Annotated in this window: 16 protein-coding genes and 1 tRNA gene; 4 read left to right on the forward strand and 13 right to left on the reverse strand. The window is 56.1% G+C overall.

Annotation, left to right across the window (positions count from 1 at the left end):
- Together QZW03_RS08525 and QZW03_RS08530 are read right to left on the reverse strand one after the other, a co-directional pair.
- Positions 1-489, reverse strand: coding sequence for a hypothetical protein (locus QZW03_RS08525; protein WP_296509555.1), 489 nt, complete (start codon positions 487-489; stop codon positions 1-3).
- Positions 486-1895 (reverse strand): site-specific integrase, encoded by a 1410-nt coding sequence (locus tag QZW03_RS08530; protein ID WP_296509556.1) that lies wholly within the window; start codon positions 1893-1895, stop codon positions 486-488. The genes QZW03_RS08525 and QZW03_RS08530 overlap by 4 nt, the downstream gene beginning before the upstream one ends.
- A 162-nt stretch (positions 1896-2057) precedes the next feature.
- Here QZW03_RS08530 and QZW03_RS08535 point away from each other — a divergent pair.
- A tRNA-Met gene (locus QZW03_RS08535) sits at positions 2058-2177 on the forward strand.
- Positions 2178-2358: 181 nt separating this feature from the next.
- Entirely contained in the window at positions 2359-3264 is a 906-nt protein-coding gene (locus QZW03_RS08540) for a PEP-CTERM sorting domain-containing protein (protein WP_296509558.1), read from the forward strand.
- A gap of 132 nt (positions 3265-3396) precedes the next feature.
- Here QZW03_RS08540 and QZW03_RS08545 read toward each other — a convergent pair whose 3' ends face one another.
- The 3 genes from QZW03_RS08545 to QZW03_RS08555 all read right to left on the reverse strand — a co-directional run bounded on the left by QZW03_RS08545 (position 3397) and on the right by QZW03_RS08555 (position 5683).
- Positions 3397-4062 carry an SPOR domain-containing protein gene (locus tag QZW03_RS08545; RefSeq protein WP_296509559.1) on the reverse strand — a complete coding sequence of 222 codons (666 nt, stop codon included), beginning with the start codon at positions 4060-4062 and terminating at the stop codon, positions 3397-3399.
- Between the two features lie 122 nt (positions 4063-4184).
- The gene (locus QZW03_RS08550) at positions 4185-5087 is read right to left on the reverse strand and encodes a nucleotidyl transferase AbiEii/AbiGii toxin family protein (protein WP_296509560.1); all 903 of its coding nucleotides are present in this window, start codon (positions 5085-5087) and stop codon (positions 4185-4187) included.
- On the reverse strand, positions 5084-5683 hold the full coding sequence (locus QZW03_RS08555) for a type IV toxin-antitoxin system AbiEi family antitoxin domain-containing protein (protein ID WP_296509561.1): 600 nt from the start codon (positions 5681-5683) through the stop codon (positions 5084-5086). The genes QZW03_RS08550 and QZW03_RS08555 overlap by 4 nt, the downstream gene beginning before the upstream one ends.
- A gap of 149 nt (positions 5684-5832) precedes the next feature.
- Here QZW03_RS08555 and QZW03_RS08560 point away from each other — a divergent pair, with 149 nt between their 5' ends.
- A complete protein-coding gene (locus tag QZW03_RS08560) occupies positions 5833-6219 on the forward strand; it encodes a translational machinery protein (protein ID WP_296509562.1) in 387 nt (128 codons plus the stop codon).
- Between the two features lie 140 nt (positions 6220-6359).
- Here the strand turns inward: QZW03_RS08560 and QZW03_RS08565 are convergent, their stop codons facing one another.
- Genes QZW03_RS08565 through QZW03_RS08590 form a run of 6 tightly spaced genes read right to left on the reverse strand, consistent with a single transcriptional unit; the run spans position 6360 to position 12940 of the window.
- Positions 6360-7400, reverse strand: a complete 1041-nt coding sequence (locus tag QZW03_RS08565; RefSeq protein WP_296509563.1) for an NUDIX domain-containing protein — start codon at positions 7398-7400, stop codon at positions 6360-6362.
- Positions 7401-7424: 24 nt separating this feature from the next.
- The gene (locus tag QZW03_RS08570; protein WP_296509564.1) at positions 7425-9134 is read right to left on the reverse strand and encodes an NAD+ synthase; all 1710 of its coding nucleotides are present in this window, start codon (positions 9132-9134) and stop codon (positions 7425-7427) included.
- 37 nt (positions 9135-9171) lie between these two features.
- Positions 9172-10272, reverse strand: coding sequence for an AAA family ATPase (locus QZW03_RS08575; protein WP_296509565.1), 1101 nt, complete (start codon positions 10270-10272; stop codon positions 9172-9174).
- Positions 10269-10847: a nicotinamide riboside transporter PnuC gene (pnuC, locus tag QZW03_RS08580; protein ID WP_296509566.1), complete on the reverse strand. Its 579-nt coding sequence runs from the start codon at positions 10845-10847 to the stop codon at positions 10269-10271. Before pnuC ends, QZW03_RS08575 begins: the two co-directional genes overlap by 4 nt.
- Before the next feature lie 47 nt (positions 10848-10894).
- Complete coding sequence (gene pncB, locus QZW03_RS08585) at positions 10895-12124, reverse strand: nicotinate phosphoribosyltransferase (RefSeq protein WP_296509567.1); 1230 nt, start codon at positions 12122-12124, stop codon at positions 10895-10897.
- 9 nt (positions 12125-12133) lie between these two features.
- Positions 12134-12940, reverse strand: a complete 807-nt coding sequence (locus QZW03_RS08590; RefSeq protein WP_296509568.1) for an isochorismatase family protein — start codon at positions 12938-12940, stop codon at positions 12134-12136.
- Between the two features lie 122 nt (positions 12941-13062).
- Here QZW03_RS08590 and QZW03_RS08595 point away from each other — a divergent pair, with 122 nt between their 5' ends.
- On the forward strand, positions 13063-13725 hold the full coding sequence (locus QZW03_RS08595) for an NUDIX domain-containing protein (protein WP_296509569.1): 663 nt from the start codon (positions 13063-13065) through the stop codon (positions 13723-13725).
- A gap of 76 nt (positions 13726-13801) precedes the next feature.
- Here the strand turns inward: QZW03_RS08595 and QZW03_RS08600 are convergent, their stop codons facing one another.
- On the reverse strand, positions 13802-14278 hold the full coding sequence (locus QZW03_RS08600) for a MerR family DNA-binding transcriptional regulator (RefSeq protein ID WP_296509570.1): 477 nt from the start codon (positions 14276-14278) through the stop codon (positions 13802-13804).
- A gap of 8 nt (positions 14279-14286) precedes the next feature.
- On the reverse strand, positions 14287-14660 hold a 374-nt coding region (locus QZW03_RS08605; RefSeq protein WP_296509571.1), incomplete at its 5' end, for an SCP2 sterol-binding domain-containing protein.

The raw sequence follows: 14660 nt of genomic DNA on the forward strand, positions 1-14660 counted from the left end.
CTAACGCTTCAGCCGTTCAACCCCAGCCAGCCAATTGCGGACGGTCTTCTTTGAGACGATCTTGGTTTTTGGACTTTCCGGTGACAAAGGTGGCAATGCTTCATGGAAGCGTATGGCTACATTGTTCTTTGAGAGTGTTGAACCATGAAAGTCAGCTAGTGCCGATTCCTTCAGTGCTTTTGATAACTTGTGTCGCTTGTTGGCGATTTTTTTGAAAAAACTGGAATCTAGTTGAGTTCCCATCAACAGAATCCAAATCGACTCAACCGATGGCGGGTGGTTCTTCAGGTGGTCCAATAGTTCAAATGGATCGTTAGGTTCTGTTGCACCCCGTAGTAACGCCAATTCTTGTGTTCCCTTTGTCAACGAATCAAGACGGACTCGTCCAATTTCGGCCGCATGCTTTGCTTCTACAGAGCGGTAGATTCCCTCTGGATCGTGTTGTGCTTCCAAGTCGGCGACTCGATTCTTCTTGCTGTTGCTTTTCATTTAGTAATCTCCATGCCCATTTGCAGGCTATCCTGACGGACTGTTTTGTGAGCGAGCATCGCTGCGGTTGCGGCTTCCATTGCCTGACGAACAGGGTCAAGTGACAATCGTGCATAGACCTTTGTCGATTGTGGCGACTGATGGTTTAACGTTCTGCCGATGATTGCCAGACTGGTATTGAGGTCCGCTTGCCATGACCCCATTGTTCTACGGAGGTCATGGACACGTATATCCCGCATATCCAATGGCTTCAATGAAATTCTGGCTTCTTCTGCCATTTCAGAATAGGTGGTGAATCCAGTCAATGGAGCGGCGACCACATTGCCAATTGCAATCAGTTTTTCACTGTCGGACCATTTGTAGTGCTCTGCGAGGCGATCAATCAGTCGGAGTGCTGTTGCTCGTTCCAGCAGAGTTTTCCAAGCCTTTTTGGGTTCCATGTAGTGCCCAGACTTGCTGTTGGCCGGAAAGACCCATTCTGATGCGATCTTTGTTCGCCGCACTTTCAAAATTTCCACGAGAGTGGGTACCAATGGAACAGTCTGTGAGGTACCGTTTTTTGTCAAATCAATTTGCCAGTAGCACGCATCAAAGTCAATTTCATCCCAGCGCATTGGAAGCACATTGCCACGCCGTGCCCCAGTAAACAGCGCCACATAGATGAAGTCCCGCAGGGTGTCATTGAGTTCGTATTCAAGTGACCGAAAGAGATACGGTATTTCGAAGCGGCTAACGCGCCGTTCGCGGGACTTCTCTTTGTTTCTTTCGATTCCCTTACATGGGTTATCGCCAGTTCTGATCTTCCAGGTGATAGCACGATTGAAGATGCAGCGCATCAATGCCAGTACGCGATTTGCGTGAATGGGGGCGTGATTGGATACGCCGTTGAAGATGGCTTGGATGTGTGTATCGGTGATGTCATCGACCAATTTGTTCCCCAAATTCACTCCGTATCGGTCAGTCGCAAGGTACCGAGCGTAGGCTTTGACGCTCATCTCAGCCGTTCGATTGCGCCGATATGAGTAGTCGGTCATAAACTTTTTGAAGAGCATTGCGAATGTCATCCCGCTTGTGACTGCGGCTTTGGGATCAATACCTTGTGCTAATTTGGCGTTGAAGTCCCGTGCCATCGTTCTTGCAGTGTTCAACTCAACCGTAGGGTACTTACCCAGCAAGAAGCGACGTGACTGGCGTTTGAACTTGCGTATCAAATAGAAGCTTTTGATTCCAGATGGACCGACACCGATGGCGAGTCCGGGTACTTGAATGTCATAGTGCCAGGTCCATTGGGCACTTGCGCTGGAAGCCGGTGACAGTGCATCCAGAAATTTTTTGGTGAAGACGACGCGACTAATCTCGGATTTGTGGCGTGGAGTGTAGGGTTGCGTTGTCGAATTTGATGGCATGTGCTGGTTCCAGTTTCGGGAGAAGACCTGTGAACCCGCTACTCAAAAATATTTTTTGAGCTACTGTGGTTGCAATCTGGGAGTCGCTGCAACCGTATTACAACCAACAGTAGTGATGTGGCTTAGCGGGCGATGAAAAGGAGAGTAGCCCGCCAGCGCGCTAAGCTGTTGATTTATAAGAGAAAACGGGGCAAGAGTGACTTGCGATGAACACTCATGAAGACTGGCTCATTTCGACTCATAATCCTTTGGTCGACAGTTCAAGTCTGTCACGGCCTACCACTCACACATCTCTTTCAAACCCGTTGCGACTCTCGCAGCGGGTTTTTTTGTTTCCTGCCGCTTTCAGCGAATAGTCTGAAAGAACTATCCCTTGTGTCCTAAGTGGTCTTTAAACTTGATCCCGGGGGAGGGGCTGTCATTGCAGTCGCTCATTTCGATGAGTTAAAACCAAAGTAGGAATATGAGCAATTTAAAAGTTTGGGCTTCCAGTGTTGCAGTAATCATGTCTGTTCTGGGCTCTGCCCACGCTCAGGATGTGAAAGCCATCGTGTCCTATGACCCGATCGGACTGAATGCAGGGACCTATCTCGACACCCTGAATGGGGCTTCTATTGCCAACGTGGGGAGCCCCGATGTGTCGGCCACTTCCGACGACTTCGTTCGAACGGACGATCCTGACGCCGCCGGTCATTCAACCTATATGTATCTAAACGCCTACACAAGCGTGCTGGGTGATATGTCTAGTTCCATTGGCCTGAACGTTGGTGGTACCGCGTTAGCTTCATCGGTGTGGCACACGAGCTTTGTGAATGGCTTGGTGCCGATGAGCTACAGCATGAATATCGACATCACTGGCGGGTATGTGCGTTTGGGAGGCTGGACCGCTAATGTGGCCACGCGCAACATGCAGGGTGGCTTTGTTGCTGACATCTCGGTGAATGGTCAGTCTGTTTGGTCAGCAAGTCAGACCTTGACCCTGAATGGAGCCGGAGCAAGCTTGGCTCAAACCGGTGTTCCTGTGGCGCATAGTGATGTCTGGTACCAGCCTGCTGCTGACTATGAGCAGCAACGAGCCAATTACTCCATAGAGGGTTTCGCAGGCGCGGTGAACTTGGGTTCGTTTGCGGCGGGTCAGGCCGTCGATGTCACTTACACCCTTTCGAGTTTTGCGCGCTGGGAAGATCCTGATGGATGTGCCTACGAATGCGGTGGGGTATCTGTCAATATCGCGGATCCCCTGCAGATTTCTGGAACGGGCGGCACCCGCATCACTGCTGCCGTTCCGGAGCCAGAAAGCTATGCCTTGATGCTGGCCGGTTTGTTGGTCGTAGGTCGCTTTGCGCGCCGGAAGTCTAAGGTTGCCTGACATCCAGAGCGAGCCGAGTGTTCGACTAGCGCTGTTGTCCACTTAGCCGACTCTCCAAATTGAAAAGCCTGTGCGTCTCACGACCCACAGGCTTTTCTCATTCCGCGCTGAAGGCATCAGCGCAAGAGCCCCTCAACGCTGAAACACCACCGCTTCCAGCTTCATCCCCTTGATCTTCTCAGCCGCAGCATCGGCCAGGTCTTTGCTCAGGTAAGGGCCCACGCGCACGCGGGTGAGGGGGCCTTTTTTGCTTTTCACCACATCGGTGAACACGGGCAGCTCGGCCTTCTCTAGGGTGCGGAAGGCGTTGGTGCCGTTGGTGGGCACGGCAAACAAGCCTACGTTGATATAGAAGCCGGGCACCAGCTCGCCGCCGTTGCCTTTGGGGGCGGCGGACTTGGCGCTGGCTTTGTGTCCAGCGTCGTGCGCGGCCATGTCTTTACCCTTGGCCTTGCTTTTGGCGGCGGCCTTGGCGGAGGGGGCCTCTGGCGGGGCCATGACCGGTGTGCTCTTCATGACCGGCTGAGGCTCGATGGTGATGGTTTCGGCCACGCTGGAGGGCACGGGCGCCGGGCTGGGTTTGGGGGCTTCTTCCATCACTACCGGCGGAGCGGGTGGGGGTGCCAAGGGCTCTGCAGCAGCGGGTGCAGGCGCGGGCGCATCGTTGCCCCCCCAGGTGAGTGCCTTGGGCCAGATAGCGCAGCCCGATAGGGCGCCTGCCACCACACCGGCGGCCAGCACAGCGCGGGCGGCGCGCAGGGAGTTAGAGGGCAAGGGCAAGTGGTGCACAGAAGACATGGAGCTGCTGCTTTCTCGTAATAACGGGTCACGGGATGGTGTTGCCACCGCTTGCACGGGCCACGCCGGCGCAATCCTCAAAATGTACTGTATGTAAAGCATGTTTTTGCCGTTTGCAGGCCTCACACCCAGCGGGCAGATACCGGTTGCCACGTGGCAGTGGCATTGCTTTGGCTCATTGCCACAAGGGTGGCGGGCCACAGTAGCGTATCGAGCAGCGCCACGGTGTCGGGCAGCCCGGCGGCGGTGATGCGGTTTTTGTTTAAAAAGGCTTGCCACTGGCGCTGTTTGGCGGTGTCGTTACCGAATGCCGGGGTGAGTGCGAGTGGTCGCTCTGCGGGTAGTGGCGTCTGCCGCCGCGCAAATGTGGCGCTGATGGCAGCAGCCAGTGTGGCGCCGTCTAGGGGGCTGCGTTGCGCGATGACGGCGAGGTCGTAAAAGTCTTTCATACGGCTGTTGGCTTGGCCCAGCATGACCATGGCGTGGTATTTCTCGGCCAAGACGGTGTACACCGGATACACCCTCAGGCGGGGCGCCTGAAAGCCTGGCAACAGCGTGGGGTAAGCCAGAGTGAGCGGCTGAGGTGTTACTGCATCGCCAAAGCCCACATCGACTTGCAATGCGCAGCGAGCGGTGCCTATGCGTGCTGCCAGCGTGATGCGGGTGCCGCCATAGGTGTTGTCTTCGCGAATGGGGCTGGCTTTGATGGAGGCGGGGTCGAACAGAATGCCGTCTCCCATGTCCATGGTGGCAAAGTCGGCAAAGGTGGCGACCAGGTTGGCTTCGTCGTCGGGGCCAAAGCCCAGCAGGTCGGCGTCGCGCGTGGGGCGGTGGGGGGTGTCGTACCAAAGCGCGAACAAGAGTGCGCCTTTGAGCAAAAAGCGGTCTGCGTGGGGCGATGCGCTCAAGCGCAACAGCAAGCGCTCCAGGGCAAAGCGGTTGAGCAGCAGGCTGTAGTCGTCGCCCCGCTGCTTGGCCAGCGAGAGCAGCCGCGCGAGGATGGAGGCCGGCGCATGCGTGCTCATGCGGCGACGGCCTCAAGGTAAGGTTGCATGACCCGCTCCACCCGGTTGATTTTGGCGAAGTGCTGCAGCTCGGGCATGGTGACTTTGCGGCTGCGCCAGGCGTCTTTCAGTGCCTCCAGCGCGACATCCAGGCCGATTTTGTTGCGGAATTTGAAGCAGTCGGTCACGGTTTTGGCCGCGCTGTAGACCCGCAGGGCGGCGCCTTGCTCGGTGAATTCTTCAATGCCTGCTGTGTACGCGTCGCCGCGCAGGCGAGTCACCCGAAGGCTGGGGTAACCCAAAGAGGGGGTCGGGCTGGCCTCTGGCAGCGCGACCCACACCTCGTGCGGTATTTGGGTGCTAATGTTGTGGAATTGCAGGGCGCTCAGCAGGCACAGCACGGCTTTGGGGAGGCGCTGGCAGACCTCGATGAGGGTGTGGTGCTCGGTCAAGTCTGCATCGGACAGGCGGTACAGGCCCCGCGCTACCCGTTGCAGTTTGCCGGCTTGGTGCAGGCGGATCAGAAGCTGGGGCGAGCAACCAATGCCCCGCACATCAGCCGCACGCAGCAGGTGCTTTTGCGCTGCGAGCGCGAGGATGTGGTCTGACTGGTTCATGGTGCGGAGTTTATTAATTGCATTACTTATTAGCAAGTAGTGCAAATAGCAACTTCGCAAATGCGTGCGATGCCCTTGACCCAACGCAACACCCGCCGCAGCCAGACGCCTACGCTGGAGGTGTTGTTCAACCCACAGAGAGAAGTTCCATGTCGCATTACCACGCAGTCGTTTGGTTAGATCACTCCGAAGCCCATGTTATGCACATTGCATCGGGCGATGTAGAGGCCTCCATCGTGCGCCCCAAGCACCCGCATTCGCACCTGCACGCCAAAGGCGGCGTGGTGGGTTCGGGCAAAGCAGCCGAAGACAAGCAGTACCTGCACGCTATTGCCGACGCGCTCAAGGGCGCTGAAGAAATCTTGGTGGTGGGCCCCGCGCAGGCCAAGCTGCAGCTCATCAAGCACCTGCACAGCCACGACCCGCAGGTGGGCAGCAAGGTAGTGGGTGTGGAAAGCATTGACCACCCCACCGACGCCCAGCTGGTGGCCTACGCCCGCAAATACTTTGTAGCCAAAGACCAGATGCTGGCCTGAGTGGCGCGCTAAGTTGCTATTGAATTAGGAGCTGCTTGCGCATATTCTGCGGTGGCTAGGTGCCAATTCGGCACTCAACCCCGCGTCATCAGGCTTTGGCCTTGGGTTTGCGCTGGTGCTTGATCAGTGTTGGTCGAAATCTAGCGATACGAATCAAAAAAATGGTCCAGTACCGCAGCGTGATCGTCAAACAGATGGTCTTCCATGCCGGCGAGGCGCTCTAGTGGGATCCACCGGGCTTCCTGTGCGTCGTCGGCGCCTTTGACCTCAGGCAGACCAATGTTGCCCAAATCGAAATGGCAGGCGTGGGTGATGATGCGCCCGCGCGGGCTGCGACCGGGGTGATCAAACACCACGCTGCATTTGAAGGCGGCTTGCATGGTGGATGCTAGCGAGTTCAAGCCTGTCTCTTCATGTAGTTCGCGCAAGGCTGCGGTGTACATGCGTTCGCCCGGGTCAACAAACCCTCCGGGGAGGGCCCACAGGCCGTGGCCGATGTCTCCACCGCGTCTCACGAGCAAGACGTGTCCGCTGGCTTGAACGATAGCATCTGCAGTCAAGTGGAAAGGGGCCGCCCAACGCTTGCGATAGGTCATCACCGCGGCATGCTCCTTCACCCTTTCGGCATACACCGCCAAGCGCGCCCAAGCTTGCAGGTAAGCCAGTACCGGGGCGCTGACATAGGGGCGCATGACTTCGAGGCGTGCATCAGGGTCGGCGCCTTCAAAGAAGACGTTGCGCAATGCTGTTGCATCAATTTCGATGTCTTGCGTGACTTCTTTCCAGGCCCAGGGGTGGAAGTTGTTCAGGTAGTAGCTGGTGTGGTCTTTCTTGAAGCCGACGAGAGTGATCCCATTGGAAGGTGCACCCGGTACCAGCTTCTTCACACCTTCGCGTACGGCTGCGTTCCAGCGCGTGTCGTCGTAGTAGTCTCGTACAGGTAAAAATTGCACGCGCGTCCTGTCGTACTCCGACAGGGTGGACAGAATCATGCTCTGGCGCTCCTGCCAAGTGAACGGATTCTGCGGATTGCGCGACCGGTAAGCAGAGCCGATAACCACGATCACCTGATGCGCCATGCTGAGCGCGGTGCGCAAAAGGGTTTCGTGCCCCTTGTGGAAGATTTGCCAGCGCCCGACGATGAGTGCGGTGCCCAACTGGGGGGAAGTGTTTGGAGTCATACAGGTACCCAGGGAAAAAATTTGTCAGGCGTATTGCACTGCTGCAATCGGGACTTGGCGACCGCTGCCAAATGCACGTCCGCGAACGCGCAGAATGGGAGGCGCTTGACGGCGTTTGTATTCGTTGCGAGCAATCATTTTTTTAACCCGTTCAATCAGGGCTCTGCCGGTCGCTTCAGTGCGCAACTCTGCCACTTTTGATTCTGAGCGTTGGCGTTCCCATTCTGGCAGGCGCTCGCCTTCAATGAGGCACTTGAGGATTTCATCCAAAACCTCATAGGGTGGAAGACTATCGGTGTCTTTCTGTCCCGGTGCCAGTTCGGCTGAAGGCGGCTTCTCGATGATTGCTGCGGGAATGATTTCGCGCCCGGCCGTAGCGTTGACATGCCGGCAGAGTTCAAAAATTTCCGTCTTGTACAGATCACCAATCAGCCCCAGTCCACCATTGGTGTCGCCGTACAGAGTGCAGTAGCCCACGCTGACTTCGGATTTGTTGCCGGTGGTGAGTAGCAGATGCCCAAAGGCATTTGAATATTCCATGAGCGTGGTGCCACGTACACGCGCCTGCAGGTTCTCCAGCGGCAGGCCTTGCAATGGTGTGCCAAATGCGCTTACAAATCCTGATTCAAACTCGGCGACGATGCTGCGAATGGGATGCTCTAGCAGTTGGATGCCCAGGTTTTTGCACAAGGTCGCTGAATCCGATACGCTGCCCTCGCTCGAAAACTTGGAGGGCATGGTGATGCCGACTACATTCCCGGGCCCTAGTGCTTCGGCTGCCAATGCCAATGTCAGGGCTGAATCGATTCCACCCGAGCAACCGACGACGGCCGTCCTGAAGCCGCAGCGACGTGCATAGTCTTTGAGCCCCAGCACAATTTGCTGGCGGTAGAACTCCATGGTGGACAGGCCCGCGCTATCGACAGGCGCTAGCGCTTCGCCGTGTGCATCCGTGAAGCTTTGGCTGTGGCTGTGAAAGGTCAGAGTGGTCACGTCTTCGGCAAAACGTCTTGCTTCAAAGACAACATGTCCCTCGGCATCCATGGCGAAGGAGGCTCCGTCATAGACCAGTTGGTCATGCCCTCCGATCTGATTCACATACAGCAAGGGAAGTTTGTGGCGCATGCAAGCTTTGCCGAAAACAATGTGCCGTTGCTCTCGTTTGCCCACGTTGCTTGGGCTGGCGTTTATGGACACCACGAGGTCGGGCGATGCGTCAGCCAGGCGTTGGAATGGATTGACGGTGTAGTCATTGCCATCGTCGTTCCAGCCATCTTCGCAAATCATGAGGCCCACCTGCTGGTCGGCAATTCGAAGAACGCGCGCCACATCGGGTCCGGGCTCAAAATGACGACGCTCGTCGAAGATGTTGTAAGTGGGAAGGAGCTGCTTGAAGTACTCCACCACTATCTCGCCGTTTTTCAGCACCAACAGGGCGTTGTGGAATGTTTTGCCGGGGCCTTGACGGCGTATGGGGGTACCTACTACCCACAGGAGGTTCGGAGTCTCGCGATTGGCGAGTTTTAGATGCTCAAGTCCCACGTCCAATCGGGTCTGGAAATGTGTGTCGTCGAGCAGGTCGGCAGGGTAGTAGCCTGTGAGGCTCAGTTCAGGAAAGACAACCATGTGGGCATGTTCATCTCGCGCCTGTCGTGCGGCGTGCAGCATCAGGGCAATGTTGCCTTGGATGTCTCCGATGGTGGGGTTGATTTGTGCGCTGGTAATTTTCAACATGTCATTGCTTACGCAGGTTTGAGAACTATCGTGAAAGTCAGAAGGCCCATTGCTGGGAAAACAGGTTGTCAAAGGCTAGCAGTGCATCGCTGCAACGCGACTTCGGCGAGCCGTGAACTTCGATCCAAGGTACGTTTTGAGATGCAAGTGCTGTGCGGAATCGTTGGGTCATCCAACTTCGAAGATGCTCTCCGTCGCGCAGTCCATCATCTTCGAAGGGAACATCCCGGTCACTGGTAAGAATATAAAGTGCGCGTGGCGGCATATTGGCGGCAATACCATCTACCGTAGCGTTGCCTGCGCCCATGTATCGCTCGTGCCAAATGCGGGTGGCAAAGGCATCGGTGTCGCATATCAATACTGGACCACCGCGCGCTACTGCAGCGTTCTCGAGGCGGCATTGCATTTGGGCGACTTGAACAAAGTCTGGAGATATCCAAGCAATGTCACCTGAAGTAGCTTGCGGATCGTTTGATCTTGCCAAAGCCAGCAGGTTGGCGCTGTATTCGCGGCCGTATTCGGCCACCCACTGTGTTCGTGTCCAAACTCCGCCGCGCTGATGGAGTGCGTCTGTCAATTCCTTGCTCAGCGTGGTTGTTCCAGTGGACTCTGCGCCCAATACGACCACACGCAGCGCCATGCCAGCCTGCACTGCGGGCGACAACATGTGCCATTGGCCCGCCACATCTGCGCGCACCGCAGTGCCTGAAGTGGGGTAGAGACTCCTTGCTCTGTCCAAACAGACATGAGGACAATCAAAGTATTTGGCGAGGCGTTCGCCATAGGGTTCAGAAGTGAAGACGGCGTCCACCGGGGGCTTTGGGTTCCAGCTTTCGTCAGCTTGGTGAACGCCTTTACGCATGATGTCCACATGTGCGTGCCAGATTTCTTCGTCCTGGTAGTCCACCGGTACGTCATCAAGTTCGCCCACGATTCGTACGTTGGGGTGATCCGAAAAGGCAGTGCGTAACCATTGCACACGCTGTACGATGGTTAGCTTTTCAGTGCTTGCGCCCATCACAACTACGGTCACCGATTGACTGTGCGCGGCCGCAGTACGAATCAGGTATTCGTGTCCCAAGTGTGGCGGGTAAAACTTGCCAATCACGAGGCCATGCCGGAAATTTCGTCTACTCATGCCAAGGCCAAAGGTGATTGCGCACGACGGGTCTGTTGCCAATTGCGCAAGCCATATACACACAGTGCCAAGAAGACGACATAGAGACACGCAATCAGATAGAGGCCGCGGCTCCAGTAGAGAGGCACAGAAATCAAGTCCACCGCGATCCACCAGTACCAGCTGGAAACTTGACGCCGGTTGAGTTGCCACTGTGCGCATATGCTGAGCGTGGTGATGAGTGCGTCCAAGGGTGGCGCGCTACCACGCAGCTCTACCAAGATCAACCACATCGACCACGCCATCACGATTGCAATCGCAAGCAGTATTGCCTGTTCACGCCAGGTAGTCCATCCGAAGCCATTCGCCAAAGGGTTGCCTCGTACTTTCCATTGCCACCAGCCCTGAATTGAAAGCGCGACAAAAACCACCTGTAGCGCGGAGTCGGCAAAGAGTCTCTGGTCTAGAAAAACCAAACCCAATATCAGGCTGTTGACAATGCCCCACGCGAAATTCCAGATACTGGCTTTGGCGGTGAGCCAGACACATAACAGCCCGGTAACAAAGCCTAGTACATCGCCGATTGCTAAGTTCACTGTGCCGATCTGAAATGTATCGCTAAGGATTGAGCCTATGTCCATGGCTAAGAGTCCAATTCGGGTTTCTGGAAGATCTGTCGTAAGTACGCTAGGAAGGTGGCGTCTTCACACAAAGTTTTTCCCTGCGTGTCCGAGAGCTTGGCCGTCGGTTGGCCATTGCAGCTGACGAGCTTCATCACGATGTTCAGGGGTTTCAAGCCGGTGTCATTGCTCAGGTTGGTGCCAATGCCAAAGCCAGTCTGCACGCGATTGGCAAAGTGCTGGTGCAGATGCAACGCAGTGGGAACATCGAGGCCATCCGAGAAGACGAGACGTTTGGTATTTCCATCAATTTTGAGTTTGGCGTAGTGCGCCAATGCCTTTTCGCCCCACTCGACCGGATCTCCACTGTCGTGCCGCAAGCCATCAAACAACTTGGCAAAGTAGAGGTCGAAATCGGCGAGAAACGCATCCATACCCACCACGTCGGTGAGGGCAGTGCCCAGGTCGCCGCGGTACTCCTGAACCCATGTCTCCAGCGCCGCCTTTTGAAAGCCTTTGAGCTGAACTCCGGTAGCCTGGAAGGTTTGCAGGTACTCATGTGCCATCGTGCCAATGGGGACCAAGTCGCACTCCTTGGCTAACAGAACATTGGATGTGCCTTTGAAGTACTGCGGAACTTCGCGTGCCAGTGTTTGCACCATCTCTGTCTGCCACTCTCCCGAGAATCGCCGGCGTACTCCGAAGTCAAAGAATTCAAACGGGTGCCGTTGTGGAAAGCTCGGCGCATAGTCGCGCAGTTGAACGATCTTGGCTTGCAGGCGATGGCGGCCTTCCTCCATAAAGACTTCCTTGCCGCCGCGCTCCTGCGTCAGCCGGCGGAAGTACAACTCATTGACGATAGCCAACACAAAGATTTCAAATCCCATCACATGGACTTGTGGTCCTTTGGCCGTGATGCACAATGAATCGCCTTGCGTGGACACGGTGATGAAACGGCGTTGAAACTGGAACAGGCGCAAGAAGTCGATGTAGTCAGACCGGATGTAGCGGAGCCCGGCCAGGTATGCCAGTTCGTCTTCCTTGAATCGCAGGGTGCACAAGGCATCCAGTTGTTCATTCACTTCGGCAGCCAGTTCGGCCAGCGGAAACTCTGGCGTGTTTCGACACACGAAGCGGTATTCCGCCTGGTTGGTCGGCATGGAGTGCAGCATCGGTTGCTGCATGGTGAATTTGTACAGGTCTGTTTCCAGCAAGCTGCGGATGACGGGGGTGTTGTTTCTTGTCTGGCTCACAAGTTTCTCCTAGTTGAACATTGCGCTTGCTTGGGCGCTGGTCATTGTTTCGGCACCCCAGGCCGTGGCACGCTGCACGAAGGCGTTCTGGTCCGCTTCGAAGTCGGTGACGGGGCTCATGCAGTCAGTCAGCAAGATGATGCGAGGGCGTTGTTCTGCGACCCCGTTTAGGTAGCGCATGAGTTGGTCAATGCTGGACGCTACGCAGTGGCTACCTGCTTCGCCGGCAACAAAAAGTACATCCACATTTTGGGTCAGTTCTGCCGCAAGGGTGTTGTTGAACTGGGTAGAAGGAACGGCTTCGTCTGGCGCATCCGCTTCAAAGACGCCAAAGTGCTCGGTCAGGGGGTACTCGCCCTTCAAAACCTTGCGCACTGCGCGTTGTCGGGTGAATTCCCATTGGTTCAGTTGTTTGGCCAATGGAGTGAATATGTTGTGACCCCAGGTACCAGTCACGCAGTGCACCGGCCAGATCATCAATCCTGGCCGGCCTGTGCTCGCCAGTTGGTCCAGCATGATCAGCACCTGCGCAGTAAGGGATGCGTCCCGGGGAGTAAATTTGCCATTAATCACATCGGCGCGGGTAACGAAGCTGAATGGCGCGGGCGAGTTGCCATCTGCTGTCTTCCAGAAGGTTGTGCGCTCCACCGCGACGCTGGGGTGAGAGTCCAATGTGACGGTAATGTCGTCCAGTGGAACTCGTGCAACAAAGGATGTTAGGCGCTGTAAATCGGCGCTGGCCCCCGCCACGGGCAGGGCTGCGCCAGCGATATCGCAAAAGTCGTTTTGTGGATCAATGACGAGTAGCTTCTTCATGACGGTGCTCCTTGAGAGAGATGAAACCTCGTGGCTTGGCTTAAATGTACTCAATATAAATTCAAATTGCAACTAAATATTTCAATTGGAAATTTGGTGATTTAGTTGTCTAATGGTTTTATATGCAAGCTGCTTTCATGAACTCTCCTATTCTCACTGTCGATGCGGTACTGCTTACCATTGCAAACAATGAGCTGTGCGTTGCTTTGCATAAGCGGGAGGCGGAGCCCTTTGCTGGACACTGGGCATTGCCAGGGGGCTTTATACATACTCAAGAAGATGATTCGGCCAAGGCAGCTGCAGCCCGGGTTTTGCGCGACAAGGTCGATGTGGAGAGCCCCTATCTCGAAGAGTTCGGTAGCTTCTCTGGCCCGGTGCGTGACTCTCGTGGCTGGTCGCTAACCTTGGTCTACTATGCGCTTGTCCCGGTAGTGTCGGCCCGCATCACACTGTTTCCTGTAAATCGCCTGCCCAACCTTCCCTTTGACCATGGACAGATAGTTTCTGCAGTTGTGGCGCGGGTTCGAAGCAAAGCAAGCTATTCCTCGCTGCCGGTGCACTTGTGTCCCGAGGAGTTCACGATTCCCGAGTTGCACGCTGCTTACGAGCTTGTCCTAGGGGAGAGCATCAATATGGCGAATTTCCGACGCAAGTTGGTTGACTTGGATCTCTTGGAGCCTGTCCCAGGTCTGCTGCGAAATGCCGGTAGGAGTCGACCTAGTCAGGTTTACGTAGTCCGAAAGAAATACCGAGACAGGCTCTCAGTACGGGATAGAGGCCTGTGAACTGCTCCTGATTTAGGAGCTGCTTGCGCATATTCCACGTTGGCTAGGTGCCAATTTGGCACTAAACCCTGAGCAATCAAGCTTTGACCTTGTGTTTGCGCTGGCGCTCTATCAGCAGTGCGCGGCAGCTGCCGTTGATGACGCGCAGCTCGGCCAGGGTGGCGTCGATCTGGGCGCGCTTTTTCTCCAGCTCGGTGATCTCGTTGTCGGTGCGCGTGATCACGTATTGCAGCTGCTGCGCACGGCCTTCGCCGTGGTCGCCATACAAATCTAGATAGGTTTTGATTTCAGAGAGCGGCGAGCCGATGGCCTTGGCCCGCAGGATCAGGGCCAGCCGTGCCCGGTCGCGCCGGGTGTAGACGCGGGCGCCGTTCACCCGGCGGGGGGCGAGCAGACCCTTGTCTTCGTAAAAGCGCAGCGCCCGCAGGGTGATGCCGAACTCCCGGCACAGCTCGGTGATGCCGAAGAGTTCGGTGGTGCCCTCGTCGCGGTGAGAGTCGACAAACGCTTGCGCGTCGGTCAGTGCGTCGGGCACAGGGGCGCTTTTGGCCATGTGCAGGGTCAGATTACGCGCTGCAGGCGCATGGCGACACCCATGTCGCCGCTGACCTTGAGCTTGCCGGCCATGAAGCCGGTGGCGGGCTCCAGGTCGCCGTCCAACATGGCTTGCAGGTTGTCGAGGGTGATGCCCACAGTGCAGTCGGAATCGGTGTTGGTGTTGCTCACGGTGTTGGGGGTGCTGGCACCGTCGATAACGATGACGCCGTCAGCGCCCATGTCGAATTTCAGGGTGGCGTTGAGGCCGCTATCGTCGCCCACTTTGGCGCGGATGGCTTGGGTTGCGGATTCGAGGGACATGTTGTGTTCTCCGGTGTCGGGTAAATCGAATGGACCGTGGCGGATGGTAGTGGCCGAGCATAACGTAATGCATAGTG

The organism is Rhodoferax sp. (assembly GCF_013297935.1).
GTDB lineage: Bacteria > Pseudomonadota > Gammaproteobacteria > Burkholderiales > Burkholderiaceae_C > Allorhodoferax.

Coding starts and splice junctions, on each gene's coding strand:
- QZW03_RS08540 (WP_296509558.1), top strand. CDS start 2,359: ATGAGCAATTTAAAAGTTTGGGCTTCCAGTGTTGCAGTAATCATGTCT.
- QZW03_RS08525 (WP_296509555.1), bottom strand. CDS start 489: ATGAAAAGCAACAGCAAGAAGAATCGAGTCGCCGACTTGGAAGCACAA.
- QZW03_RS08590 (WP_296509568.1), bottom strand. CDS start 12,940: ATGAAGAAGCTACTCGTCATTGATCCACAAAACGACTTTTGCGATATC.
- QZW03_RS08575 (WP_296509565.1), bottom strand. CDS start 10,272: ATGAGTAGACGAAATTTCCGGCATGGCCTCGTGATTGGCAAGTTTTAC.
- QZW03_RS08530 (WP_296509556.1), bottom strand. CDS start 1,895: ATGCCATCAAATTCGACAACGCAACCCTACACTCCACGCCACAAATCC.
- QZW03_RS08555 (WP_296509561.1), bottom strand. CDS start 5,683: ATGAACCAGTCAGACCACATCCTCGCGCTCGCAGCGCAAAAGCACCTG.
- QZW03_RS08560 (WP_296509562.1), top strand. CDS start 5,833: ATGTCGCATTACCACGCAGTCGTTTGGTTAGATCACTCCGAAGCCCAT.
- QZW03_RS08570 (WP_296509564.1), bottom strand. CDS start 9,134: ATGTTGAAAATTACCAGCGCACAAATCAACCCCACCATCGGAGACATC.
- QZW03_RS08595 (WP_296509569.1), top strand. CDS start 13,063: ATGCAAGCTGCTTTCATGAACTCTCCTATTCTCACTGTCGATGCGGTA.
- QZW03_RS08545 (WP_296509559.1), bottom strand. CDS start 4,062: ATGTCTTCTGTGCACCACTTGCCCTTGCCCTCTAACTCCCTGCGCGCC.
- QZW03_RS08565 (WP_296509563.1), bottom strand. CDS start 7,400: ATGACTCCAAACACTTCCCCCCAGTTGGGCACCGCACTCATCGTCGGG.
- QZW03_RS08550 (WP_296509560.1), bottom strand. CDS start 5,087: ATGAGCACGCATGCGCCGGCCTCCATCCTCGCGCGGCTGCTCTCGCTG.
- QZW03_RS08600 (WP_296509570.1), bottom strand. CDS start 14,278: ATGGCCAAAAGCGCCCCTGTGCCCGACGCACTGACCGACGCGCAAGCG.